The 23,064-nt window shown below is 73.0% G+C and carries 22 protein-coding genes and 1 pseudogene; 5 read left to right on the top strand and 18 right to left on the bottom strand.

Annotated features, from left to right (window positions below; genetic code table 11):
• Positions 1-139: 139 nt before the first annotated feature.
• Genes H0S67_RS04975 through H0S67_RS04965 form a run of 3 tightly spaced genes read right to left on the bottom strand, consistent with a single transcriptional unit; the run spans position 140 to position 2,402 of the window.
• Positions 140-394, bottom strand: coding sequence for a DUF6752 domain-containing protein (locus H0S67_RS04975; protein WP_180935684.1), 255 nt, complete (start codon positions 392-394; stop codon positions 140-142).
• Entirely contained in the window at positions 391-1,995 is a 1,605-nt protein-coding gene (locus H0S67_RS04970) for a class I SAM-dependent methyltransferase (protein ID WP_180935683.1), read from the bottom strand. Before H0S67_RS04970 ends, H0S67_RS04975 begins: the two co-directional genes overlap by 4 nt.
• Positions 1,992-2,402, bottom strand: coding sequence for an FAD synthase family protein (locus tag H0S67_RS04965; RefSeq protein WP_246355136.1), 411 nt, complete (start codon positions 2,400-2,402; stop codon positions 1,992-1,994). Before H0S67_RS04965 ends, H0S67_RS04970 begins: the two co-directional genes overlap by 4 nt.
• A 134-nt stretch (positions 2,403-2,536) precedes the next feature.
• Between H0S67_RS04965 and H0S67_RS04960 the strand changes: the two genes are divergently transcribed.
• On the top strand, positions 2,537-3,667 hold the full coding sequence (locus tag H0S67_RS04960; RefSeq protein ID WP_180935681.1) for an ATP-dependent DNA ligase: 1,131 nt from the start codon (positions 2,537-2,539) through the stop codon (positions 3,665-3,667).
• Complete coding sequence (locus H0S67_RS04955) at positions 3,660-4,217, top strand: hypothetical protein (RefSeq protein WP_180935680.1); 558 nt, start codon at positions 3,660-3,662, stop codon at positions 4,215-4,217. The genes H0S67_RS04960 and H0S67_RS04955 overlap by 8 nt, the downstream gene beginning before the upstream one ends.
• A 9-nt stretch (positions 4,218-4,226) precedes the next feature.
• Here H0S67_RS04955 and H0S67_RS04950 read toward each other — a convergent pair whose 3' ends face one another.
• The 6 genes from H0S67_RS04950 to H0S67_RS04925 form a co-directional block, all read right to left on the bottom strand.
• Complete coding sequence (locus H0S67_RS04950) at positions 4,227-4,736, bottom strand: DinB family protein (RefSeq protein ID WP_180935679.1); 510 nt, start codon at positions 4,734-4,736, stop codon at positions 4,227-4,229.
• Positions 4,733-5,818, bottom strand: coding sequence for a DNA polymerase domain-containing protein (locus H0S67_RS04945; RefSeq protein ID WP_180935678.1), 1,086 nt, complete (start codon positions 5,816-5,818; stop codon positions 4,733-4,735). Before H0S67_RS04945 ends, H0S67_RS04950 begins: the two co-directional genes overlap by 4 nt.
• Before the next feature lie 81 nt (positions 5,819-5,899).
• Positions 5,900-6,280 carry a DUF805 domain-containing protein gene (locus H0S67_RS04940; protein WP_180935677.1) on the bottom strand — a complete coding sequence of 127 codons (381 nt, stop codon included), beginning with the start codon at positions 6,278-6,280 and terminating at the stop codon, positions 5,900-5,902.
• A gap of 144 nt (positions 6,281-6,424) precedes the next feature.
• Entirely contained in the window at positions 6,425-6,757 is a 333-nt protein-coding gene (locus tag H0S67_RS04935; protein WP_180935676.1) for a hypothetical protein, read from the bottom strand.
• A complete protein-coding gene (locus H0S67_RS04930; protein ID WP_180935675.1) occupies positions 6,754-7,971 on the bottom strand; it encodes a fatty acid desaturase family protein in 1,218 nt (405 codons plus the stop codon). The genes H0S67_RS04935 and H0S67_RS04930 overlap by 4 nt, the downstream gene beginning before the upstream one ends.
• Before the next feature lie 26 nt (positions 7,972-7,997).
• The gene (locus tag H0S67_RS04925) at positions 7,998-9,077 is read right to left on the bottom strand and encodes a ferredoxin reductase (protein ID WP_180935674.1); all 1,080 of its coding nucleotides are present in this window, start codon (positions 9,075-9,077) and stop codon (positions 7,998-8,000) included.
• Positions 9,078-9,223: 146 nt separating this feature from the next.
• On the opposite strand from H0S67_RS04925, the gene msrB reads away from it, so the two are divergent.
• The 3 genes from msrB (at position 9,224) to H0S67_RS24520 (ending at position 11,924) form a co-directional block, all read left to right on the top strand.
• Positions 9,224-9,658, top strand: a complete 435-nt coding sequence (msrB, locus tag H0S67_RS04920; RefSeq protein WP_180935673.1) for a peptide-methionine (R)-S-oxide reductase MsrB — start codon at positions 9,224-9,226, stop codon at positions 9,656-9,658.
• Positions 9,659-9,952: 294 nt separating this feature from the next.
• The gene (locus H0S67_RS04915) at positions 9,953-10,906 is read left to right on the top strand and encodes a PIG-L deacetylase family protein (RefSeq protein ID WP_180935672.1); all 954 of its coding nucleotides are present in this window, start codon (positions 9,953-9,955) and stop codon (positions 10,904-10,906) included.
• Between the two features lie 115 nt (positions 10,907-11,021).
• Positions 11,022-11,924 carry an FAD-binding oxidoreductase gene (locus tag H0S67_RS24520; RefSeq protein ID WP_246355135.1) on the top strand — a complete coding sequence of 301 codons (903 nt, stop codon included), beginning with the start codon at positions 11,022-11,024 and terminating at the stop codon, positions 11,922-11,924.
• 279 nt (positions 11,925-12,203) lie between these two features.
• Here the strand turns inward: H0S67_RS24520 and H0S67_RS24515 are convergent, their stop codons facing one another.
• The 9 genes and pseudogenes from H0S67_RS24515 to H0S67_RS04865 form a co-directional block, all read right to left on the bottom strand.
• Entirely contained in the window at positions 12,204-12,977 is a 774-nt protein-coding gene (locus H0S67_RS24515) for a hypothetical protein (protein WP_246355134.1), read from the bottom strand.
• A gap of 124 nt (positions 12,978-13,101) precedes the next feature.
• Positions 13,102-13,812, bottom strand: a pseudogene (gene hemQ, locus H0S67_RS04905) (hydrogen peroxide-dependent heme synthase).
• A 20-nt stretch (positions 13,813-13,832) separates the two neighbouring features.
• Positions 13,833-16,565, bottom strand: a complete 2,733-nt coding sequence (locus H0S67_RS24510; RefSeq protein WP_180935671.1) for an ATP-binding response regulator — start codon at positions 16,563-16,565, stop codon at positions 13,833-13,835.
• Between the two features lie 97 nt (positions 16,566-16,662).
• Positions 16,663-18,942, bottom strand: coding sequence for a protoporphyrinogen oxidase (gene hemG / locus H0S67_RS27235; RefSeq protein ID WP_246355133.1), 2,280 nt, complete (start codon positions 18,940-18,942; stop codon positions 16,663-16,665).
• A gap of 47 nt (positions 18,943-18,989) precedes the next feature.
• Complete coding sequence (locus H0S67_RS04885; RefSeq protein WP_180935669.1) at positions 18,990-19,253, bottom strand: hypothetical protein; 264 nt, start codon at positions 19,251-19,253, stop codon at positions 18,990-18,992.
• Positions 19,254-19,532: 279 nt separating this feature from the next.
• Positions 19,533-20,882, bottom strand: a complete 1,350-nt coding sequence (locus H0S67_RS04880) for an MFS transporter (protein ID WP_180935668.1) — start codon at positions 20,880-20,882, stop codon at positions 19,533-19,535.
• On the bottom strand, positions 20,882-21,397 hold the full coding sequence (locus tag H0S67_RS04875) for a flavin reductase family protein (protein ID WP_180935667.1): 516 nt from the start codon (positions 21,395-21,397) through the stop codon (positions 20,882-20,884). Before H0S67_RS04875 ends, H0S67_RS04880 begins: the two co-directional genes overlap by 1 nt.
• Positions 21,342-21,902: an NADPH-dependent FMN reductase gene (locus H0S67_RS04870; RefSeq protein ID WP_219635477.1), complete on the bottom strand. Its 561-nt coding sequence runs from the start codon at positions 21,900-21,902 to the stop codon at positions 21,342-21,344. Before H0S67_RS04870 ends, H0S67_RS04875 begins: the two co-directional genes overlap by 56 nt.
• A complete protein-coding gene (locus H0S67_RS04865; protein ID WP_180935666.1) occupies positions 21,899-23,059 on the bottom strand; it encodes an LLM class flavin-dependent oxidoreductase in 1,161 nt (386 codons plus the stop codon). Before H0S67_RS04865 ends, H0S67_RS04870 begins: the two co-directional genes overlap by 4 nt.
• Between the last annotated feature and the right edge of the window lie 5 nt (positions 23,060-23,064).

Below are 23,064 nucleotides of genomic sequence, written 5' to 3'. Positions count from 1 at the left end.
CGGGGCAGCACCCAGGACCCGGCAGACCAACCGGGGACAGGCCCTCACCCTACGGCCCGTCCACGGACGTCATGCGGATCGAGCGCCCTGCACCACGATTCGCATGACGTCCGTCCACGGCGCTCACCGCTCCCGACGCTCAGAGGTCGACGCGGTAGCGCTCGACGGCCTCGCGGGTCCACTCCTCGTCCCGGTGGGCCAGCGGGACCAGCAGCTCGGCGACCACGTCGGTGAGCTCGGCCAGGCGCCGGTTGAGCTGCCGCTGCTCCTGCACCTCCTCCTCGAGCGCGTTGAGCCGGGCGAAGACGCCGATCGGGCGGCGCCGGACGCGCTGGACGCGGTCCTGCAGGAAGCGGGCCCGGGCACGGGCCCGGGACAGGGGTGCGGACGTCATCGAGGGTTCCTCTCGCGGTGGGTGGGGCGGGGCCAGGCCACCCGGAGGCGGCAGACGATCGGGTCGGGGTCGCCGAGCATGTCGACGCCCGGGCCGAGCTCCTCGAGGTCGATCCGCCCGCCGGCGGCCTCGATCTCGCGGCGTACGAGCTCCGGGTCGAGCCGCTGCACCAGCCCGGCCGGTCCCGGGTCGGCGACCGGCTCGGGTCCGGCCACCGGGCCCAGGGCACTGAACTCCAGGAACAGCCGGCCGCCGCCTCGCAGCGCCATCCGGCACAGCAGCCACAGGTTGGCGCGTGCGGCGTCGTCGAGGCAGCCCAGCAGCTGACGGGCGTAGAGGTGGTGGGGGTCGCGGGACAGCTCCGCGCCGGCGGCCAGGACCGTGCGCAGCTCGTTGAGGAGCAGCATGCGGACGTCGACCGGCAGGTCCTGGTGGGCCACCCGGCGCCGGATGGTGCCGCGCGCGGCCCGGGAGAACTCGTACGCCAGCACCGGCCGGCCGTGGCGGGCGAAGTGCACCGCGTCGCGGCCGGTGCCGGCCCCGAGGTCGGCGATGGCGGCGCCCCGCGGCAGCTGCCGGTGGACCCACCGGGCGAACGCCGACCCGGGGCGCCCCACCCGCCCGGCCTCGGCCCAGCGGTAGAACTCCGTCCACCGCCCCATGTCGGTGCGGAAGCCGCGCAGCCAGCCGTCGAGGCGTCGTACGCCGGCGACCGGGTCGGCGTACGCGAAGGACGGGTCGGGCACCCGCCAGCCCGGGCCGTAGACGAACGCGAGCATCGCCTCGGGGTCTGCGGGCGCCGGGAACTCGTGCCCGTGCAGCGTGATCGTGGAGAACGGCACGATCGCCGACTCCGGCAGCCGCCCGCTGCGGTTGCCGAGCTGGTAGAAGGTGCCGTCGACGTGGAAGGCGACGAAGACGTCGATGTGGCACTGGCGGCCGTCGCTCAGCGGCAGCAGCAGCTTGACGTCTCCCCCGGACATCCGCAGGACGTTCCAGCCGCGGCCGCGCAGCCCGCGCTCGATCCGGTAGGACTCGAGCATCAGCTCGGCCGGCGAGGCCTGCCGGGACAGGTAGCAGATGTCGGTGTCGGAGTCGTGGGCGATCATCGCGCCGTCGCGGACCGCTCCGAGCAGGGCGCCGTAGTTGAGGTATGCCTCGACCCCGCAGGCCTCGCGCAGGTCGTCGATCGCGCGCCGGGTGCCGGCCAGGATCTCGTCACGGATGCCCTCGTCGGTGGCCGAGAAGGCGCGACAGAGGTGGCCGACCTTGTCCACGGCGAGGGGCAGCCCCTGGGGGTCGACGATCTCGATCGTGCCGCGGCCGTCCCCGAGGACGACCTCCTCGTCCACGAGCACCCGCTCCCCCACCACGTCCGAGACGCGCACCCGGGCGCTGCCGTGCAGGAAGCGGCGCAGCACGGACGGCCACTCGACGAGGGTGCCGGCCCGGGTGGGACGGCCGTCGCGGACCGGGGAGAACGACCAGACGTAGCGGCCGTCCACGCTCAGCACCAGCGGCCCGTCGATCGACCCGAGCAGGGTGATCCCGGCGTCGGAGACCACCGCGCCGACGGCGCGGGGTGAGGTCAGGCTGCTCACGAGGCCCGGTCGCCGGCCAGCTCGATCGCCCGGCGCAGGGCGGTGCTCGAGGTGTGCATCGTGTAGGGGAAGTAGACGACCTCGACCCCCACCGGCGCCAGGTCCTCCTCCAGGCGCAGGCCCTTGGGGGTGTCGCGCCAGTCGTCGCCCTTGAAGAGCCGGCGGAAGCCCACCTGCCGCCAGGCGTCGAGCTTGTCCGGCGTGGTCTCGGCGTACGTCGCGTCGACCAGGCGCAGCGAGTCGACGATCGCGATCCGCTCCTCCAGCGGCACGAACGGTCGGATCCCCTTGGCCGCCTCGCACATGTCGTCGGAGACGACACCGGCGACCAGCACGTCGCAGAGCTCGCGTGCCTGCGACAGGGCGTTGAGGTGGCCCACGTGGAAGAGGTCGAACACTCCGGGCACGTAGCCGATCCTTGGTCCCACCGACGTCACGCTGCCTTTCAACGTTTCTATACTGATTTACTCTAGTTTAGGGCACGAGGGCCGGTCCGTGTCGAGTCGCCACGCAGATGCGGGTCGATGGCTACGGTGGGCCCGTGGACCTGCCCGTGATGCCGCCCGTGCAGCCGATGCTCGCCAAGTCGGTGAAGGGCATCCCCGACCCCGCGAAGGTCGGGGCGCTCAGCTTCGAGCCCAAGTGGGACGGCTTCCGGTGCCTCCTCTTCAAGGACGGCGACGAGGTCGAGCTGACCAGCCGCAACACCAAGCCGCTGACCCGCTACTTCCCCGAGGTCGTCGCGGCCGCCCGCGCGCAGCTGCCCGACCGCTGCGTCCTCGACGGCGAGCTGTTCGTCGCGCTGCCGACCGGCGACGGCGGTGAGCGGCTGGAGTTCGAGACCCTGCAGGAGCGCATCCACCCGGCGAAGTCGCGCGTCGACCTGCTGGCGGAGAGGACCCCCGCCGGGTTCGTGGCCTTCGACCTGCTCGCACTGGGCGACACGGCGTACGTCGACCGGCCGTTCGCCGAGCGCCGTGCGGCCATGGAGGAGGCCCTGGCCGGCCTCACCGGGCCCTGCTACCTGACCCGCACCACGACCGACGCCGCCGCCGAGGCGGAGGACTGGTTCACCCACTTCGAGGGTGCCGGCCTCGACGGCGTCGTCGCCAAGCCGCTGGACGCGACGTACCAGCAGAACGCCCGCACCATGCTGAAGATCAAGCACGAGCGGACGGCCGACGTGGTCGTCGCGGGCTACCGCGAGCACAAGACGTCGACGGCCGAACGGCCGCTGCTCGGCAGCCTGCTGCTCGGGTTGTACGACGACGGCAAGCTGCAGCACGTGGGCGTAAGTGCGAGCTTCACCGAGAAGCGTCGCGCCGAGCTGATCGAGGAGCTGCAGCCGCTGGTCTGCCCCATCTCCGAGCACCCCTGGGGCGAGTGGCAGGAATGGGCGATCGCCAACCCCGACCGCGTGCCCGGCACCCAGAGCCGCTGGAGCGCCGGCAAGGACCTGTCTTTCACGCCGCTGCGTCCCGACCTGGTCCTCGAGGTGAAGTACGACCACATGGAGGGTCGTCGCTTCCGCCACACCGCCCAGTTCAAGCGCTGGCGCACCGACCGCGACCCGGAATCCTGCGGCTACGAGCAACTGGAGGAGCCGGTGAGCTACGACCTCGGTAAGATTTTGGGTGTCAACGAGATGCCGGGAGGCAATGGCGATGAGTGAGAGCAACACCGAGACGTACCACGTCGTGCTGCTCGTCGAGCAGCCCCTCTCGGCCGCCGACGCGGCCCAGGTGCGGTCACTGCACGAGGGCCTCGACGAGTCCGTCGTCTACCACGTGATCCTCCCGCTGGAGGACGCCGCGGCTCGCATCGAGTCGGCGATGGGCTCCCTCTCGGCCGGCGAGGTGCTGACCTCCCCCGCCATGGCCATGAACGACGTCGACCTCGAGGCCGTCCGCAAGGACTGCCAGGAGCGGTCCGACGCCGACCTCGCCGAGACCCTGTCCGCGCTCCGCACGAGCGGGGCCACGGCCGAGGGCTGCGTGGTGGGCGACCCGCCGATCGACGCGCTGGCGAAAATGGTCAAGGCGGTCGACGGCCGCGAGGCGATCATCCTGACCCGGCCGCACGTGGTCGCGGAGTTCTTCCACGTCGACTGGACCTCCAAGGCCCGGCGCAAGATCGGCGTACCGGTGCTGCACCTGCTGGAGCACGAGAACTTCGACGAGCAGGCCGAGGGCTACGGCTCCGAGGGCATCACCGGCCTCTGAGGAGCGAGCTCACTCCCCGGTCGGTCCGCCCTCGAGCTCGACGACGATGTCGAGGTGACCGGCGTGCCGCGCGTACTCCTGCAGCACGTGGAAGCAGATCCACCGCAGGTCCGGCGGCTCTTCGCCGGAGAACCGTCCACCCGTCGCGGCCACGGTCTCCGGCTCGTGACCGCTGAGGACCTCCCGGGTGCGCGCGGCGCCGGCCTCCAGGAGCGCGACGACGTCGTCGAGACCGACGTCGGGCGCGACCTGCCACCGGTTGTCGGGCGCGCCACCCGAGTCGCCCCACGGTTCGTCGACCTGCTCCCCGAGGAAGCCCCACACGAACCAGCGGCGCTCCATGTGGGCGAGGTGCCAGAGCAGCTCCAGCGGCGTCCATCCCGACGGGAGCAGGGGGCGCCGCAGCTCCTGCTCCGGCAGCGACCGGCACTTGGCCAGGCAGGTGTCCCGGTAGAAGTCGAGGTACGCCGAGACGTGCTCGAGCTCCCCACCCAGCCCCGGCCGCGGCTCGGCGCTCATGGCTCGACCCGGTTGCCGTCGGCGTCCCAGTGCGCCTCGACCTTCTTGCTGGGCTGCACGCGGGGCGGCTCACCGGGCATCTTGGGGTAGTCGGGCGGGTAGTTCATCTCGCCGCCGTCCGAGCGCTCCCACAGCTCCAGCAGTGGGGTCAGGTCGTGGTGGACGTCGTCGATCGTCGACCACGGGTCGCCGTCACCGGCCAGCCGGTCCGGCACCGTGAACAGGTTGAACTCGGCGGGGTCGGTGACCGACGCGAGCTCCTCCCAGGTCATCGGCGTCGACACCGGCGCCCCCGGGATCGGGCGAAGCGAGTACGCCGAGGCGATGGTGCGGTCGCGGCAGTTCTGGTTGAAGTCGACGAAGACGCGCTCGCCCCGCTCCTCCTTCCACCAGGCGGTGGTGACGCCGGCATCGCGCTTCTCCAGCTCACGGCCGAACCCGATCGCGGCGTGCCGGACGTCGCTGAACCCCCACCGCGGCTCGATGCGCACGAAGACATGGACCCCGCGGTTGCCCGACGTCTTGGGGTAGCCCCGGATGCCGAGCTCCTCGAGCAGCTCCCGCGCCACGCCGGCCACCCGCACGGCGTCGACGAACGACGTGCCGGGTTGCGGGTCGAGGTCGATGCGCAGCTCGTCGGGGCGGTCGACGTCGCTGCGCCGCACCGGCCAGGGGTGGAAGGTCAGCGTGCCCATCTGGGCGGCCCACACCGGCACCGCGACCTCGGTCGGGCAGATCTCGTCGGCAGTCCGGCCCGAGGGGAAGGTCACCTCGACGCTCTCGAGGTAGTCGGGCGCGCCCTTCGGCACCCGCTTCTGGTAGAACGCGTCCGCCTTCTCACCGGGGCGGCCGGTCGCGAGCTTGATGCCGGGGAGCACCCCGGCCGGCCAGCGCTCGAGGGCGGTCGGCCGGTCGCGCAGGGCCCGCATCAGCCCGTCGTCGACGCGGGCGAAGTACTCCGCCACCATCAGCTTGGTGACCTCGGGAGTGCGGTCGGTGGCGGGATAGATCACCCGGTCCGGGCTCGAGACACGTACGGCGCGTCCCCCGGCGTCGACCTCGGCAGCAGCGGGCTTGGGCATGCGCTCACGCTAGCCCGACGTACCCGGGTCGTGTGCCCCAGGAACGCGCCGTGGCGCGTCCTGGGGCACACGACCGTCAGATCAGTACGCGGCAGCCTGCTTCGGCGAGGCGCCGAAGCGGTTGGGGCCGGGCGTGCCCTCGAGGACCATGAAGACCAGGAGCACGATGGCGCCGACGATCGGGATGATGCCGATCAGGATCCACCAGCCGGACCGCTCGGTGTCGTGCAGCCGGCGCACGGTCACCGCCAGGCTCGGCAGCAGCAGGGCCAGGGCCACGATCACGCTGATGACGCCGCTTCCCGAGCCGAAGTCGGTGCCGATGACGGCGTCGAGGATCGCGGCCACGATGCTGACCAGGAGGTTGAACAGCGCGAACCACCAGTACTCGGAGCGGCGGGCCCGCCCGCTGAAGGTGGCGTACTGACTGAGGACCGAACGAACGGCGTCGGCGAACGACATGTGGGGCTCCCCCGTGGATCAGGCGCGCGGATCGCGCCGGGTTGAGCGGCACCCTAGTGCCCGCCACGCGGTCGTGTGCCTGAGAACGCACCCTGGCGCGTCGTCAGGCACACGACCCTCAGGCCGGCCCCTCAGGCCGGCCCCTCAGGCCAGCAGGGAGTTCGGCTGGAACGTCGGCCGCCGGTCCTCGTCGTCCCGAGCCGGCCGGACGAACTCGAACCCGGCGGTCAGGACGATCTCCGTCCCCCCCACCCGGCCCAGCAGCGTGTGGGCGCACGCGACGTGCATCGGCGGGTTGTGGAAGGCGTTGCGGCCGACCTCCCGCTGGGTCCCGAGGAACGCGATCGGTCGCCCGAGCGTCTCCCCGCACACTCCGCAGATCCGGCTGAGCGCGCACTGGGTGACCCGCTTGCCGACGGGTCGGCCGAGCTCGCCCTCGAGCGAGTCACCCCAGGCGAAGGGCACGGTCGCGATCATCCGCGCGCCTCCGCCCCGTTGCGGGACCAGCCGCCGAGCTCGGTACGCCGGGGCGGCCGCTCGGCGTCCGACTTGCGCTTGTGGTCGCCCTGGGGGGACGGCGGCTCCGGCTGGTCGCTGCTGGTCCAGCTGTTGGGCACGGAGAGCTTCATGATCGTGCGCAGCGCCTGGCCGTACTGACGGTGGAGCGGTCCGGTCGTGTAGGGGATGTCGTACTTGTCGCACAGCGCCCGCACCTTGACCGCGATCTCGGGGTACCTGTTGCTCGGCAGGTCCGGGAACAGGTGGTGCTCGATCTGGTAGCCCAGGCTGCCGCTGACGATGTGCAGCGTCCGGCCGCCCTCGAAGTTCGCAGAGCCGAGCATCTGGCGCAGGTACCACTCCGCGCGGGTCTCGTCCTCGAGCTCCTCCTCGGTGAAGTGCAGCGCACCGTCGGGGAAGTGCCCGCAGAAGATGATCATGTAGGACCACAGGTTGCGGGCGAGGTTCGCCGTCATGTTGGCCGTCAGGGTCGTCTTCCACTGCTTGCCCGACAGGGCCGGGTAGACGACGTAGTCCTTGAGGATCTGGTTGCGGCCCTTGCGCGCGATCTGGCGCAGCTGCCGCTTCATCTCCTTCGGGTCCTTCTCCCCCTTGCGGATCCGCTCGAGGTCGAGGTCGTGCAGGGCCACACCCCACTGGAAGAGCGAGGCGAGCATCGCGTTGTAGACCGGCTGGCCGAGGTTGGCCGGGTGCCACTTCTGCTCGCGCGCCATCCGCAGGATGCCGTAGCCGATGTCGTTGTCGTGGCCGAGCACGTTGGTGAACTGGTGGTGGATGTAGTTGTGGGAGTGCTTCCACTGCTCGGCCGGCTGGGCGGTGTCCCACTCCCAGTTGCTGGAGTGGATCTCCGGGTCGTTCATCCAGTCCCACTGGCCGTGCATGACGTTGTGGCCGATCTCCATGTTCTCGAGGATCTTGGCCAGGCCGAGGAGGGACGCCCCGGCGACCCACGCGGTCTTGCGCGTGCGCTTCGACTGGGTGCCGGCCATCAGCGCCACGCGCCCGGCCGCCGCGAGTCCGCGCTGCACCTTGATGATCCGGTTGATGTACGCCGCGTCCGCGGCGCCTCGGGACTCCTCGATGTCGGCGCGGATCGCGTCGAGCTCGCGCCCGATCTGCTCCACCTCCTCCACGGTGAGGTGGGTGTACTCCTTGACGTCCGAGATGGCCATGGGTTCCTCCGTTGGTTGAGGTGAGATCAGATGTCGAGCGTGCAGTCACCGACAGCGGCGGTGACGCACGTCTGCACTTGTTCGTTGGGCTGGCCGAACTCGTCGCCGTTGCGCAGGTCGCGCACCGTGCCGGAGACCAGCGTGAGCGTGCAGGTGTGGCAGATCCCCATCCGGCAGCCGTAGGGCATGCCCACCCCGGCCTGCTCGCCGGCCTCGAGGATCGTGGTGGCTCCGTCGACGTCGGTCTTCTTGCCGGAGTTCTGGAACGTGATGGTGCCGCCCTCGCCCCCGTCACCGCCGAGCTCGAGCGAGAACCGCTCGAGGTGCAGGCGCTCCTCGAGCCCGGCCCGCTCGAAGTGCTCGGCGATGGCGTCGAGCATCGGGCCGGGACCGCAGGCCCAGGTCTCCCGCTCCCGCCAGTCCGGGGCGATCGTGTCGAGGTCGGCGAGGTCGAGCATGCCGTCGACGTCGGTGTGCAGGCGGTGGATGCTCAACCCGTCGTGGCGCTCCTCCAGCGCCGAGAGCTCGTCGCGGAAGATCATCCGGTCCGCGGTCGGCGAGGAGTAGTGCAGGACGACGTCCGGCATCGTGCCGCGGCGGTCGAGCGTGCGCAGCATGGCCATCACCGGGGTGATGCCGCTGCCGCCGACCAGGAAGAGCATCGCCTTCGGCGGCGGATCGGGGAGCACGAAGTCTCCCTCGGGCAGCGCCAGCCGCACGATGGTGCCCGGCGCCAGGCCCTTGACCAGGTGGGCCGAGAGCAGCCCCTCGGGCATCGCCCGGACCGTGATCGAGATGGTCCGGCCCTTCCGAAGCGGCGGGGAGCTGACGGAGTACGAGCGCCACTGGAACCTGCCGTCCACCTGGACCCCGATGCCGACGTACTGCCCGGGGCGGTGGTCGTAGCGCCAGCCCCAGCCCGGCCGGATCACCAGCGTGGCGGCGTCCTCGGTCTCGGGGATGACCTCCTCGACCCGGCCGCGCAGCTCACGAGCGCTCCACAGCGGGTTGAGCAGCCGGAGGTAGTCGTCGGGGTGGAGCGGTGTCGTGAGCTTGGACCCGGCCTCGCGGACCCGGTCCCACGAGACTGTGCTGCCTGATGCCATGCATCCCCCTCGGTGCGGGCTGGATCGGTGTGGATCTCGAGCAATTCAGTGAACAGTTGTTCTCTGAGTACGTCAACCGTCTCCGCAGCCGTGGAGTCACGGTGGCCTACCTCACACTTCTTGCCCCTACGCCTACTTTTGTATGCATGGGTTACCAGGTGGAGAAGACCGACGAGCAGTGGCGCGAGGAGCTCTCGCCCGAGGAGTACGCCGTGCTGCGCAAGGCCGGCACCGAGCCGGCGTTCCGGGGTGAGTACACCGACACCGAGACCACGGGCGTCTACCGCTGCAAGGCATGCCAGGCCAAGCTCTTCGAGTCCGACACCAAGTTCCACTCCGGCTGCGGGTGGCCGTCGTTCTACCAGCCGATCACCGACACGATCGAGTACCTCGAGGACAGCTCGCACGGCATGAAGCGGGTCGAGGTCCGCTGCGCGAACTGCGGGTCGCACCTCGGCCACGTCTTCCCCGACGGCTACGGCACGCCCACCGGCGACCGCTACTGCATCAACTCGATCAGCCTGACCCTCGAGCCCGTCGACAGCCGGGTCGACAGCCCGGCCGACACCGCCGGCGACTGACCAGGAGCTGAAACAGCCCGACGGCCCGGGCTGATCCCTCCGCGCCCTTCCCGGCCCGGCCGAACTCCCCCGCATCGGGGATGCTGGCCCGGGGCGCGGAACGGCAGCGTTCTCGTCATGACGAGAACGTCCTCCCGCCGGTCCCGCTGACGGGCCACGGCCCCTACGACGAGTACGGCCGGGTGCTCCACTGCGGCGACCTCACCGCCCAGCTGGGCCTCGCCGTGGTGCGGCTCGAGCAGGCACTGGCCGAGGCCGGCCTGGCGCCCGCCGACCTGGTCCGGATCACGGTTCGTGCGACGGGGCCGGTGCCGGTCGAGGACGTGGCTGGACCGTGTCGTCGAGAGGCTCGAGGCCATCGGTGCCGACCCGCTCGTCGGCGTCGAGCGGGTCGACCGGCTGCCCGACGCCGGGATGCTCGTCGCCATCGACGCGGTCGCCGACCCCGACCCCGGCAGCCCCACCCTGATGGTGGTCGTCGCCCACCCCGACGACGAGGCCTTCGGCTGCGGCTCGGTGCTGGCGCACGCCACCGCGCACGGGTGGCGCAGCGTGGTCGTGTGCGCCACCCGTGGCGAGCTCGGTGAGCCGGCTCCGGCCAGCGGACTGCGGCCCGAGCAGCTGCCCGCGGCCCGCGAGGCGGAGCTGCGGGCGGCCTGCCGGGTGCTCGGCGTCGGCCGGGTGGTGCTGCTCGGCCACCTGGACTCGGGCACGACCGGGCCGCCGGCCGCCGGTGCGCTGGTGGCCGTCCGCCCGGCCCGGTTGCAGGACCAGGTCGCGGCCCTCGTCGACGAGGTGCGCCCAGACGTCGTGGTGACCCTCGACGGAGGGGACGGCCACCGCGACCATGCCGCGATCCGCGACGCCACCCTCGCCGCGCTCGACCGGGTCGACCACCGCCCGTTGCGCACCTACCTGCACTGCCTGCCCGGGTCGCTGATGACCGAGCTGACCGGCCTGCCCCTCGGGACGCACGACGAGGAGATCACCACGGTGGTCGACGTCGCGTCCCTGCTCGACCGCCGCTGGCACGCGATCCGGGCCCACGAGTCGCAGGTGCCCCCCTTCGACGCCATGGACGCCCGGCTCCAGCACGCCTTCCTCGCCACCGACCACCTCCGCCGCGTCGACCCGCCCTGGGCCGGCGGACCGGTCGAGACCACGTGGCGTCCCGTCCCCGTCACCACCCTCTGGCCCCGCCTACCGGCGGACGATCACCCCCTCACCACAGCGAAGGAGAACCGATGACCCTCGAGTCCGTGCTCGACAGCTCCGCCGACTCCCCCGCCGAGGCCCTGCGCGGTCTCTGCGGTGGGCGGGTCCACCTGCCCGGGGACCCGGCGTACGACGCGGTGCGGGTGCCGTGGAACGTCGCCGTCGACCAGCGACCGGCCGCCGTGGCGATCCCGCACGACGCGCCGAGGTCGCCGAGGTCGTCCGGGCCGCGGCCGCCGCCGGGCTGCGCGTCGCGCCGCAGAGCACCGGCCACAACGCGGCGCCGCTGGCCGAGCAGGGTCTCCGCGACGTCGTCCTGGTCCGGCTCTCGGAGCTGACCGGCGTGACCATCGATGAGGAGGCACGGACCGCCCGCGTGCTGGGTGGGACGCTCTGGTGCGACGTGGTCGCGGCGGCCGCCGAGCACGGGCTGGCCGCCATGCACGGCAGCTCCCCCGACGTCGCCGTGGCCGGGTACGCACTCGGCGGCGGCCTGTCGTGGTACGCCCGCCGGCACGGCCTGGCCACCAACAGCCTGGTCGCGGTCGAGCTCGTCGCCGCCGACGGCAGCCTCGTACGGGCCACCGCGGAGGACGAGCCCGAGCTGTTCTGGGCGCTGCGCGGCGGTGGCGGCAACTTCGGTGTCGTGACCGCCCTCGAGCTGCGCCTGCTGCCGATCGCCGACGTCTGTGCCGGCATGCTGTTGTGGGACCGGGAACGCGCGCCCGAGGTCGTCCCCGCCTGGACGGCGTGGACCCGCGACCTGCCGGAGTCGGTGACCAGCTCGATGCGCGTGATGAGCTTCCCGCCGATGCCCGAGCTGCCGCCGTTCCTCAGCGGCCGCCGGCTCGTGGTGGTCGACGGCGCGCTCCTCGAGGACGACGGCCGCGCCGCCGAGCTGCTCGCACCGTTGCGTGCCCTGGCCCCCGAGATGGACACCTTCGGCCGATTTCGGCAGCGCGACTGCCGGAGATGCACATGGACCCGCCCGGCCCCACTCCTGCGGTCTCCGGCCACGCCGTGCTCGGCGACCTCGACGACGACGCGGTAGCCGCCCTCCTCGCCGAGGTCGGTCCGGGCACCGCCAGCTCGCTGCTCTTCGCCGAGCTGCGCCACCTGGGTGGAGCGCTGGGCCGGCCGGCCCCTGACGGCGGGCGCTGGACCACCTGCCCGGGTCCTACGCGCTGTTCTGCGTCGCCGTGGCGCCGACACCGGAGGCCGCCACCGCGGGCATCATCGACGCCGACCGGGTCGTCTCGGCCCTCGGCCGCTGGTCGCTCGCGAGCCGGGTGCTCAACTTCACCGAGGAGCCGGTCGACGCCAGCAGCGGCTACGACGCCGACGCGTGGCCCGGCTCTGCGCGATCCGCGACGGCGTCGACCCGGACGGCCTGTTCCGCGCCAACCATCCCCTCACCTGACCGGTCGTGCGGCCCAGGGTGCAGCCGGGCGCACCCCGGGCCACACGACTCAGCGGTTGACCGGGACCAGCATCGAGATGACCTTGACCACCCCGGCGCCGTACCCCGCGTCCACGCGCTCCTGCAGGGAGCCGTCGTCGTGGACCACCTGGACCAGCACGCCTTCCGGGGTCGGGGAGACGCTGAGCGTGCCGGGCAGCGGTCGGCCGCGAGCTTCTGGCGGACCTGCCGCAGGTCGACGGCCCCGGAGCCGGCGTCGCCCGGTCGGAGCCCGTCGGTGGTCGCCGGGTCGTAGGCGGCCGCGGGGATCGCGCCGGTCACGGTCATCGTGGTGCCGTCGAAGGTGCCCGTGACGGCGTACTGACCCCAGCGGACATCGCCCGAGGTGTCGTAGGTCCCGTGCCTCGCGGACCAGTCCCACCCCTCCAGCGGGATGCCGTGGCACTGCGGCGGGTAGGACTCCGCGACCGGGCCGAGGCACAGCTCGGGGCGCCCGGTGTCCATGACCGTGGCCAGGTTGCGCGTGGTCACCTCACCCGGCGCCGCCGGGATCCTTCCCGTGGCCGGGCTCGACGTCGGGGACTGGCTGGTGGTCGGGGCGGGGTCCTCGGCGGAGCCGCCGCCGTCGGTGCCGCAGGCGGTCACCAGCAGCAGCAGCGCGGCCAGGACGGGTGCGAGCTTCATGCCGGTGGGACGCACGGGGACTGCCGCCGGTTCCCGGGAGGTTGTCGGCCAGATCTGGTGGTTGTCGGCCGTTGCACCGGCCGACAAGCACCGGACTCCCCGGTCAGCCGGGGAGTCCTGCACGTCACGGCAAGCGCTCCACCAGGTCCGGGACGGCCACGCGGGAGCCGGTGTAGAACGGCACCTCCTCGCGCACGTGCCGGCGCGCGTCCGAGGCGCGCAGGTGGCGCATCAGGTCGACGATCCGGTGGAGGTCGTCGGCCTCGAAGGCGAGGATCCACTCGTAGTCACCCAGCGCGAACGACGCCACGGTGTTGGCGCGCACGTCGGGTAGCCGCGCGCCATCTTGCCGTGCTCGGCGAGCATCCGGCGGCGCTCGGCGTCCTCGAGGAGGTACCACTCGTAGGACCGCACGAACGGGTAGACGCACAGGTGCGCCTTGGGCTCCTCGTCGTCCATGAACGCCGGGATGTGGCTCTTGTTGAACTCCGCCGGCCGGTGCAGCGCCATCTGCGACCAGACGGGCTCGAGGCGGCGCCCGAACGCCGTACGACGGAAGCGGTGGTAGGCCGCCTGGAGCGCCTCGGAGTGGCGGCGTGCCACCAGACCATGACGTCGGCGTCGGCCCGTAGGCCGCTGACGTCGTAGACGCCCCGGACGACCACGTCGGCCTCGGCGAGCTCAGCGAAGAGCTTCTCGACCTCGGCGCCCTCCGCGGTGCGGTCGGCGTCGTCGCCGAGGACGTCGGCGAGCCGGAAGACCGACCACATAGTGTACGGATGGAGTCGTTGATCTCGCGGGCCCGGGAAGCCTTGGTCGTGGGCTTGGTGCTCATGCCCCCATTGTGACGCGCCCTCAGGAACGCCCGAGCCCCGCCTCCCGTGCCTTGATGATCGCCGCCGCCCGGTCGGGGCGTGGAGCTTGGCGTAGATCGAGGAGACGGTGTTGCGCACGGTCTTGCCCGACACGTGGATCTCCCGCGCGATCGCGTCGTTGGAGCGGAGCAGCGCCCGCGCCAGCAGTCGAGCACGCTGCGCTCGAGCGGTCGGTGAGCTCCGGAAAGGCCACCGGCGCCCGCCGCCGCGCGGAGAACAGGCCGGCCACCCGGGCCGCGAGGGTGGCGCCGAAGACCATGCCGCCGGCGTGCGCCGCCCGGACCGCGTTGAGCACCTCCTCGGCACCCGACCCCTTGAGCAGGTAGCCCGAGGCGCCCGCGCGGATCGCGCTGAGGACGGTGTCGTCGTCCTCGTTCATGGTCAGCATCACCACGCGTACGCCGGGCTGCCGCGCGGCGATCCTCCGGGTGGCCTCGATCCCGTCGAGGTGCGGCATCTGGATGTCCATCACCACCACGTCGGGACGGGTCTCGTCGACCACGTGCAGGGCGTCGCGACCGTCGGCAGCGGTGCCGACCACCTCGACCCCGTCCGGGCGCCCAGCAGGGCGACCAGCCCGTCGCGGACGATCTGGTGGTCGTCCGCGACGACCACGCGGATGCTGTCCTCGCTCATGGCGTCTCCCCTGCCGGCACCGGGGCCGGCGTCCTCGTCGGCAGCCAGGCGCGCACCACCGTGCCGCCCCCGGCGGACAGGTCACCTCGACCCCGCCGCCGAGCTCGGCGGCCCGCTCCCGCAGCGACAGCAGGCCCACCCCGGCCTGGGCCTCGGCGGCGATGCCCCGGCCGTCGTCGGTGACCTCCACGACGAGCCCCCGGCGGTCGTGCTCCAGCCGCACCCCACAGCTGCTCGCGCCGGCGTGGCGGGCGACGTTGGTGAGCGCCTCGGCCGCGATCCGGTACGCCGCCACCTCGACGGCGGCCGGCAGGGTGCCGAGGTCGTCCGCCTCGACGTGCACCGCGAGCCCGGGTCCCGACAGCTGCTCGGCCTGCTGCCGCAGCGCCCCGACCAGGCCGAGGTCGTCCAGCGCGGGCGGGCGCAGGTCGTGGACCAGCCGGCGGACGTCGGCCACCACCTCCTGCACGTGCTCGCGCGTGGCCGTGAGGTGTCCCTTGGCGGCCTCCGGGTCGCGGTCGACCAGCAGGCGCGCCGAGTCGAGGCGGAACACCACGCCGCTCAGGGCGGGTCCGAGCCCGTCGTGGAGGTCGCGACGGATCCGCCGGCGCTCCTCCTCGCGGGCGACCACGAGCCGCTCGCGGCTCTCCTGGAGCTCGTCGGCCATCCGGCTGGCGCGGGCCGCGGTGGCCGCCTGGCGGACCAGGTCGCCGAGCAGCCGCTCGTCGCGGGCACTGAGCCGGCTGCGCAGGCCCCGGGCCGGCAGGACGAGTCGCCCGACCTCGGCGTCCCGGTAGGTGATCGGCAGGGTGCGGGTCTCGGCCGGCCGCTCGCCGTACGTCGCGACCACGCGCTCGCCGCCCGTGCGGTCGACCTCGACGCTGACGAAGCCCACCCCGAACGCCGACCCGACCGCCCGGGCGACCGCCGCGAGCTGCTCGGGCCCCTCGTCGGCGGTCTCGAGGCTGGAGGCCAGCCCGGCCACGGCGTCGTAGGGCACCGCGCGGTCGCCCAGCACCCACCGCCGCACCACGAGCGAGAGCCGCTGGCGCAGCGGCCCGTACAGGACCGCGGTGAGCAGCAGGACCGTGACGACGACCTGGCGCTGGTCGAGGCTGTCGCCGAGCGCGGTGGTGAGCGCGGCGAGGGCCACGAGGTCGACCAGGACGAGGAGCAGCGACAGCACGCCGTAGACGACGGTGCGGCCGACGAGGTCCTCGACGGGGACGACGGTCGGGTCCACGATGCCGATCGTCATGGCGATCGGCGGGAGCACGGCGACCACGAACACGACCACGTCGTTGACCGCCGGGACGTCGACGAGGAGGCCCAGTGCGATCACGACCGCCATGGCGACCACCGACCAGAGCAGCCAGCGCATCCGCTCGCGCTCCAGCCCGCGGGACCGGCGGTAGCGGACGACCACGGAGGCCATGGACAGCAGCACACCGCCGATCGAGAGCGCGACGGCCACGGGGGTCGCGCGGTCCGCGAGGCCCTGCGGGACGGGCAACGTGAACGCGTCCAGGTCGACGCCGGGCGGGAGGGCCACGTCCGGCGCGGACGAGCCGGTCGGGGCGAGGACCGCGCCCGCGACCGCGATGACCATCAGGGCCAGCCCCAGCTGGCAGGCGCGGCCCCACCGACCCTCGAGGAACCGGCCGGTCGGGAAGATCATCAGCAGGACCGCCACTGTCACCGGCAGGAAGGCGCCGAGCCGGTTGAGGTTCCACAGCGCCAGGTTCTCCCCCGGCCAGACGTGGTCGGGGCGGATGCCGAAGCGGACGTAGGACTGGGCGAGTCCGTCGGTGGCCCAGAAGACGCCGAGCCAGGCCAGCGCCCAGCCCCAGCCCTGGCGCACGTCGCGCAGGAGGATCACGGTGGCGAGGCCGCACAGCAGCGGCCCGAGGAGCGCGTACGACCACCCGTAGCCCGGAGCCAGCTCGACGCCGGGACCCGAGGCCGGCGTCGCCAGGTCCAGCGCGACGGTGGCGGCGAAGCAGGCGGTCGTGAGCAGGGGAAGGGCGAGCACGGTCCAGGAGCCGCGTGCTCCGGTCTGGGTCCCCTGTGTGGTCACCGCAACATTGTGCGGCCGGCCCGACCCCGAGGGGGCCGGACCGGCCGGAGTCGCCCGAGTCGTGTCGACCATGCCGATGGCTGCCGGGGGCTGCCGGTCAGCGGGTCGCGGTGCGGTACCGACGGTCACCCAGGGTGAACCCGACGGCGGTGGCCAGCAGCCAGAGCACGCCGGTCACGCCCGACATGTACTCCAGCGGCGAGACGCCCAGCAGGACGGTGAGGCCGCCGAGGACCAGGCCCACCCGTCCGATCCAGCGGGGCACGGCACCCTGGCGGGCCGCGGAGTGCAGGGCCAGCCCGGCGAGGCCGGCGAGCACCCAGAGCCACGGGATGGTGCCGATCCAGTGGTTGTACATGGCCGCGCTGGCGTCGTCCACGAGGCCGTCGCCCTGGCCGAAGGGCATCATGAACTCGGTGTCGAGCCCGGCGCCGAGCACGGAGACGACCGCGGTGCCCGCCAGCCCGGCGAAGGCGACGGTCGGGGCGATGCTGTCCGGCATCGCCGTGCGCAGCCTGCGGAAGAGGCCGGCGGCGAAGACGACCATCAGGACCGCGCCCAGCATCGTGATGGAGTGGAAGACGAACATCACCGGCGCCTTGTCCTGCAGGTCGGCGGCGATGCCGGTCGTGGTGCCCTGGTACTTCTCCAGGTAGACGGTGTCGACCATCGACGACGTGACGATGGTGGCGGCGCCCAGCAGAGCGGAGCCGATGCCGGCGAGCGCCCAGGCTCGCGAGGTGCGGCCGGAGGGACGGACCGCGGCCGGACGCCTCGTGGTGTCGAGCACGTCCGAGCGGACCGGGTTGTGAGTGGTGACGTGGGTCGTCATCGGGGTTCTCCCATCGGGTCGGTTCAACGAGGGTTTCTCGATGACCCCACCGTGCTGGGCCGGTTGTCCCGACCGACAGGGACAACGCGGCAAACGTGCCGGGAACGCGCCGGGTCCCCGGCCGATCGGCGCGGGGGTCGGTTCAGGCCGGCCCGGCGACGGCCTCGACGGCCTCGGCGGCGCGGTGGGCGGAGGCGATGACGGCCGGGATGCCGACCCCGTCGTACGACGCCCCGCAGACCGCGAGGCCGGGGACCAGGGCGACGTCGGCGCGGATCCGGCGACCCGGTCGAGGTGGCCCAGGGCGTACTGCGGCAAACCGCCACCCCAGCGCTGGACGTGCGTGTCGACCGGACGTGCGGCCAGTCCGACAGCGGCGGCCAGGTCGGCCAGCGACGAGGCGACCAGCTCCTCGTCGGTGGCCTGGAGGGCGATCTCCTCGCGGTGCCGCCCCAACGACGTGCGCAGGTGGACGACGTCCTCGCCGTCGAGCGCCCCGCGCCCGGCGGAGCGGACCCAGTCCCACTTGGCGAAGGAGAAGGTCGACGCCTTGATCCGGCGCCCCTCGCTCGGCGGCACCAGGAATCCCGAGCTGTCGCCGGGGACGACCTGGGCGAGGTCGGCCGCCCGGAAGGCGAGCGTCACCACCGCGACCGACGCGGACTCGATCGCCGCGAGCTCGGCCGCGGCTGCGGGCGCGACGTCCGCGAGCAGCCGGGCGGTGGGAGCGGCCGGGGTCGCGAGCACGACGGCGTCGGCCTCGACCAGCTCCTCGGCGTTGGTGGGACCCACGACGAGCTCGAAGCCCGAGCCGCCCGCGGCCCGTCGCAGGACGCGAACGGTGGCCCCCGTCCGGACCTCGGGACCGCTCGACCCGAGCGCCTCGGCGAGCCGGCCCATGCCGCCGGGGATGCCGGCGAAGACCGGCAGGTCGTAGCTCGGCGGGATCGCGGCGCCCTGCTCGAGGAGCGAGCCGCGCTCGGCGTACGCGACCAGCTGCGGCACCGCTGCGCGCGCGGAGATCTCCCGCGCCCGGCCGGCGTACACGCCACCGAGCAACGGCTCGACCAGGATGTCGGTGACCTCGTCGCCGAAGCGGCGCGCCACCAGGTCGCCCACCGACACGTCGCCGTCGATCACCTCGGGCGGCAGCCCCGGCTCGCGCCGGGCGCGCTCCAGTCCCTCCGCGGACAGCACCCCGGAGGCGGCCAGCTGGTCGAGGTCGAGCGGCACCCCCATCAGCGAGCGGGGCAGCGGGCGCAGCGCGCCGCGCGTCCAGATCCGTGAGGAGACCACCGCCGGGTGCTCGATCTCCAGCCCGGCCGCGACGGCCAGGTCGACGCCCTCGGGGCGGCGGTTGAGCATCGCCTCGGCCCCGACGTCGACCAGGATCCCCGCCACCGGGTGGCGTCGCAGCTTGCCGCCGACCTGCGACGACGCCTCCAGGAGGAGTACGTCGGCCCCCGCGGCGGCCAGGTCCCGAGCGGCGGTCAGCCCTGCGATGCCACCTCCGACCACGACCACACGGCGACGCGACTGACTCACCCGGTCAGGGTAGGGCGTGCCTCTCCGACTCAGTCCTCACGGGCACGTCAGAGCACCCAGGACACGCCGGTCCGTCGCAGCGCCGTCACCGGGGCCGTCACCGGGCCGACCCGCCAGGCGGCGTCCATCTGCCGGTGCCTCGCGGCCAGCAGGGACTCGAGGTCCCTGTCCTGCGTGGTGGACTGCCCCGCCGGGGCCGTGCGGACGCCGTCCGACGCCGCGTACATCGCGGTCGCCGGTGGACCCGTGGCGGCCAGGGCGAGGGCAACCAGGAAGGCCGCCGCAATGAGGGTGCTGTGTGTCGACTTCATGACCTTGCTCCTCCTACGTGGCACGGCCGGATGGTCGTGCCGGTGGAGCGAGGCTAGGAATCGTGCGGTTCGCGGAGGGTTCGCGAACCGTCGGGCGGGAGACCGGGGTGCGTTCGCCGAGCCGACGGCCCTCCCGCCGGCCGAACGGTGGTGCTCGCGTCAGTGCACCGCGAGGGCGTGCCTCCCGGACTCCGTCCCTTGCCGTGGAGTCGGGAGCCCGAGAGACACGCCCGTGGAGACCCGGCCCACGCCGAGGGTGCGCACGGCGGGGCCGGGAGATCAGGCGGCGAGCGACTCGCTCTCGCGGCGCGCCGTGGGCGCGGCGCCGAGTCGGTCGAGGTCCCGGCCGCGGGTCTCGGGGAGGAAGCGGGCGCACGTCAGGCTGATCCCGGCGACCACCACGTTGTAGCCCGCGACCCACCACAGCGTCCCGCCACCGATCGTCACCAACCACGCGGCGATCAGTGGCGTCAGCCCGGAGGCCACGACGCCGGAGACCTGGTAGAGCGAGCTCAGCGCCGTGTAGCGGAAGCGGGTCTCGAACAGCTCGGACCAGAAGGCCGCCAGCGGTCCGTAGACCGTGCCGTAGACCAGGCCCAGCCCGGCGACCAGCGCGACGAAGATCGCCGCGCGACCCCCGCTCTGCACCAGCGCCGCCACCGGGAAGGCCAGCAGCAGCCCGGCCCAGGCCCCGGCCCGGAAGACCGGCTTGCGGCCGACCCGGTCGGAGACCGCCCCCGCCACGGGGACGAGGACAACACCGAGCGCTGCGCCGACGAGGATCCCGTTGAGCGCCCAGGATTTCGGCAGCCCGAGGTCGGTGACGACGTACGCGAGCAGGAACACCGAGAAGAAGTTGAAGGTGAACCCCTCGATGAACCGGGTGCCCATGCCCAGCAGGAGCGCACGCGGCTGCTGCCGGACCAGGTCTCGCAGCGGGATCGCGGAGACCTGCTTCCGCTCCTGGACCCGGGCGAACGACGGCGTCTCCATCACGGAGAGCCGGATGTAGGCGCCGATGGCGAGCAGCACGACACTGAGCAGGAAGCAGGCCCGCCAGCCCCAGGCCAGGAACGCAGCGTCCGGCAGCAGGCTGGCCACCGAGAACGCCGCGGACGCGAGCAGCAGGCCGCCCGGGACACCGATGTGGGCGAAGCTGCCGAGGAAGCCTCGTCGGGAGGCCGGGGCGTACTCCACCGCCAGCAGCACGGCACCGCCGTACTCGCCACCGACGCCGATCCCCTGCAGCACGCGCAGGACGACGAGGGAGACCGGGGCCCACAGGCCGATCTGGTCGTAGGTCGGCAGCAGGCCGATCGCGGCGGTGCCCACGCCCATGATCACCAGCGTCATCAGCAACATCTGCTTGCGGCCGACCCGGTCGCCGAAGTGGCCGAAGATCAGCCCGCCCACCGGGCGGGCCAGGAAGCCGACCGCGAACGTGGCGAACGCCGCGAACTGGGCGGCCGGACCGTCCAGCCCGTTGAAGTAGAGCTTGTCGAAGACCAGCCCTGCAGCCGTGCCGTAGAGGAAGAAGTCGTACCACTCGATGGTCGCGCCGACCGCCGAGGCCAGCGCCACCCGGCGCGGGCTCGGCGGCGTCGCAGGCCCGTCGGCCACCCCCGCCATCAGGCGACGCGTCCGTCGTCGATGCGGGCGAAGGCGCTGCGGTGGAAGACCAGGGGCAGCGAGGTGTCGGCGTGCTCGACGGCGTGCAGCTGGAGCAGCACGACCGTGTGGTCGCCGGCCACGACCTCCCGATGGATGGAGCAGTCGAAGCGGGCGAGCCCGTCGTCGAGCGTGACGGCCCCGTCGTCGGTGGTCGTGATCGCCAGCCCGTCGAACCGCTGCTCCACGGGCCCGGCCAGCTGTCGGCACACGCCGTCGTGGTGGTCGGCCAGAACGGTCAGGCCGAGCCGCGACGAGGTGCGCAGCGTCGGCCACGTCTTCGAGGTGTTGGCGACCGAGAAGGAGACGAGCGCCGGCTCGAGGCTGACGGAGGTGAAGGAGCTCGCGGCGAGGCCGGTCAGCTGCCCGTCCACCTCGGCGGCCACGGCGACCACGCCGCTGGGGAACACCCCGAACGCCTCACGGAGACGCTTCGGGTCGAGATCCTGGTTGGTCGTGAGCGCGGTGACGGTCATGCGGGGACTCCTGTCGAGACGTTGAGCACGGAGGCGACGACGGGGCGGACAGCGGCGAGCCAGCCGGCGTACGCCGCGAGGTCGTCGTGGGCGCTGTCGAGCACGTAGTGGCCGCGCAGCGTGGTGCCGCCGATCTCGGCGAGCACGGGCCGCAGCGTGAGCTCCGGGCCAGCGCGTGCGCGGGCCCGGCACCGAGCATCAGGGGCACGGCGAGCCCGCGCAGCCCGTCGGTGGCGAAGCGGTCGAGGAAGAGCTTGAGCAGCCCGGTGTAGGTCGCCTTGTAGGTCGGCGAGGCCACCACGACCAGGTCGGCCTCCCCCACCGCCGCGACCAGCGCGGCGACCGTCGGGTCCTGCCAGTCGAGCAGCGCCGGCCCGAGGTCGGCCAGGTCGACGACCAGGTCCGGCTCCGTGCCCGCCAGCTCGCGGGCCACGTGCAGGGCGGCGGTCAGGGTGCGTGAGGCCGGCTTGGGGTTGCCGACGACGACGGCGACGCGGGCGGTCACGAGGCGACCTTCCGGGCCTCGGCCGCGAACGGCACCTGGGCGCTGACTGCCGTGGGGTGGGGGTGCTCCCACAGGCCGCGCTGCGCGAGGATCGGCAGCACGCCCTCGCCGAACCAGTAGGCGCCCTCGAGGTGTGGGTACGCCGAGAGCACGAACTCGTCGATGCCGACGGAGTGGTACTCCTCGATCCGGTCCGCGACCTCCTGGTGGCTGCCCACGAGCGCGGTGCCGGCACCGCCCCGGACCAGGCCGACCCCGGCCCAGACGTTGGGGTGGATCTCGAGGTTGCCCTTGCTCCCGCCGTTGAGGTCGAGCATCCGGCGCTGGCCCTCGGACTCCGAGCGGCGCAGGCCGGCCTGGACCTTGGCGATGGTCTCGTCGTCGATGCCGGCGATGAGCCGGTCGGCCTCGGCCCACGCCTCCTCGGCGGTGTCCCGGGTGATCGTGTGCATCCGGATGCCGAACCTGATCTCGCGGCCCTGCTGCTCGGCGAGGCGTCGGATCCACTTCACCTTCTCGGCGACGGCCTCCGGGGGCTCGCCCCAGGTGAGGTAGACGTCGGCGTGCTTCGCGGCCACGTCGCCGGCGGCCGGCGACGAGCCCCCGAAGTAGAGCTCGGGGACCGGGTCGGGGATCTGGCCCAGCGAGGCGTTCTCCACCTGCAGGTGCCGGCCCTGGAAGCTGACCGTCTCGCCGCGCCACAGGGCGCGCACGATGGTGAGGAACTCGTCGCAGCGCTGGTAGCGCTCCTCCTTGTCGAGGAAGTCGCCGAACATCCGCTGCTCGTGGCTCTCGCCACCGGTCACGACGTTGAGCAGGAGCCGGCCGCCGGTGAGGTTCTGGAAGGTGCCGGCCATCTGGGCGGCCAGGAACGGGGAGACCAGCCCGGGCCGGAAGGCGACCAGGAACTTCAGCCGCTCCGAGACCTGGCTGAGCATCGCGGTGGAGAGCCAGGCGTCCTCGCACCAGGCGCCCGCCGGGGTGAGCGCGGCGTCGAAGCCCATGTCCTCCGCGCCGCGGGCGACCTGGCCGAGGTAGGCCACGGAGGCCGGACGGCCGGACGGGATGGCGTCGACGCCGTGCCCGCCGCCGACGACCTGGCGGCCGTCACCGCCGTTGGTCGGCAGGAACCAGTGGAACTTCAGGGGGGAGGTCATGCGGA

Origin of the sequence: Nocardioides ungokensis, from assembly GCF_013466985.1 — a bacterium.
In the GTDB taxonomy this organism is placed as follows: domain Bacteria; phylum Actinomycetota; class Actinomycetes; order Propionibacteriales; family Nocardioidaceae; genus Nocardioides; species Nocardioides ungokensis.
Note: the sequence above shows the minus strand (reverse complement) of the source record. Positions and strands in the feature narration are given on the sequence as shown.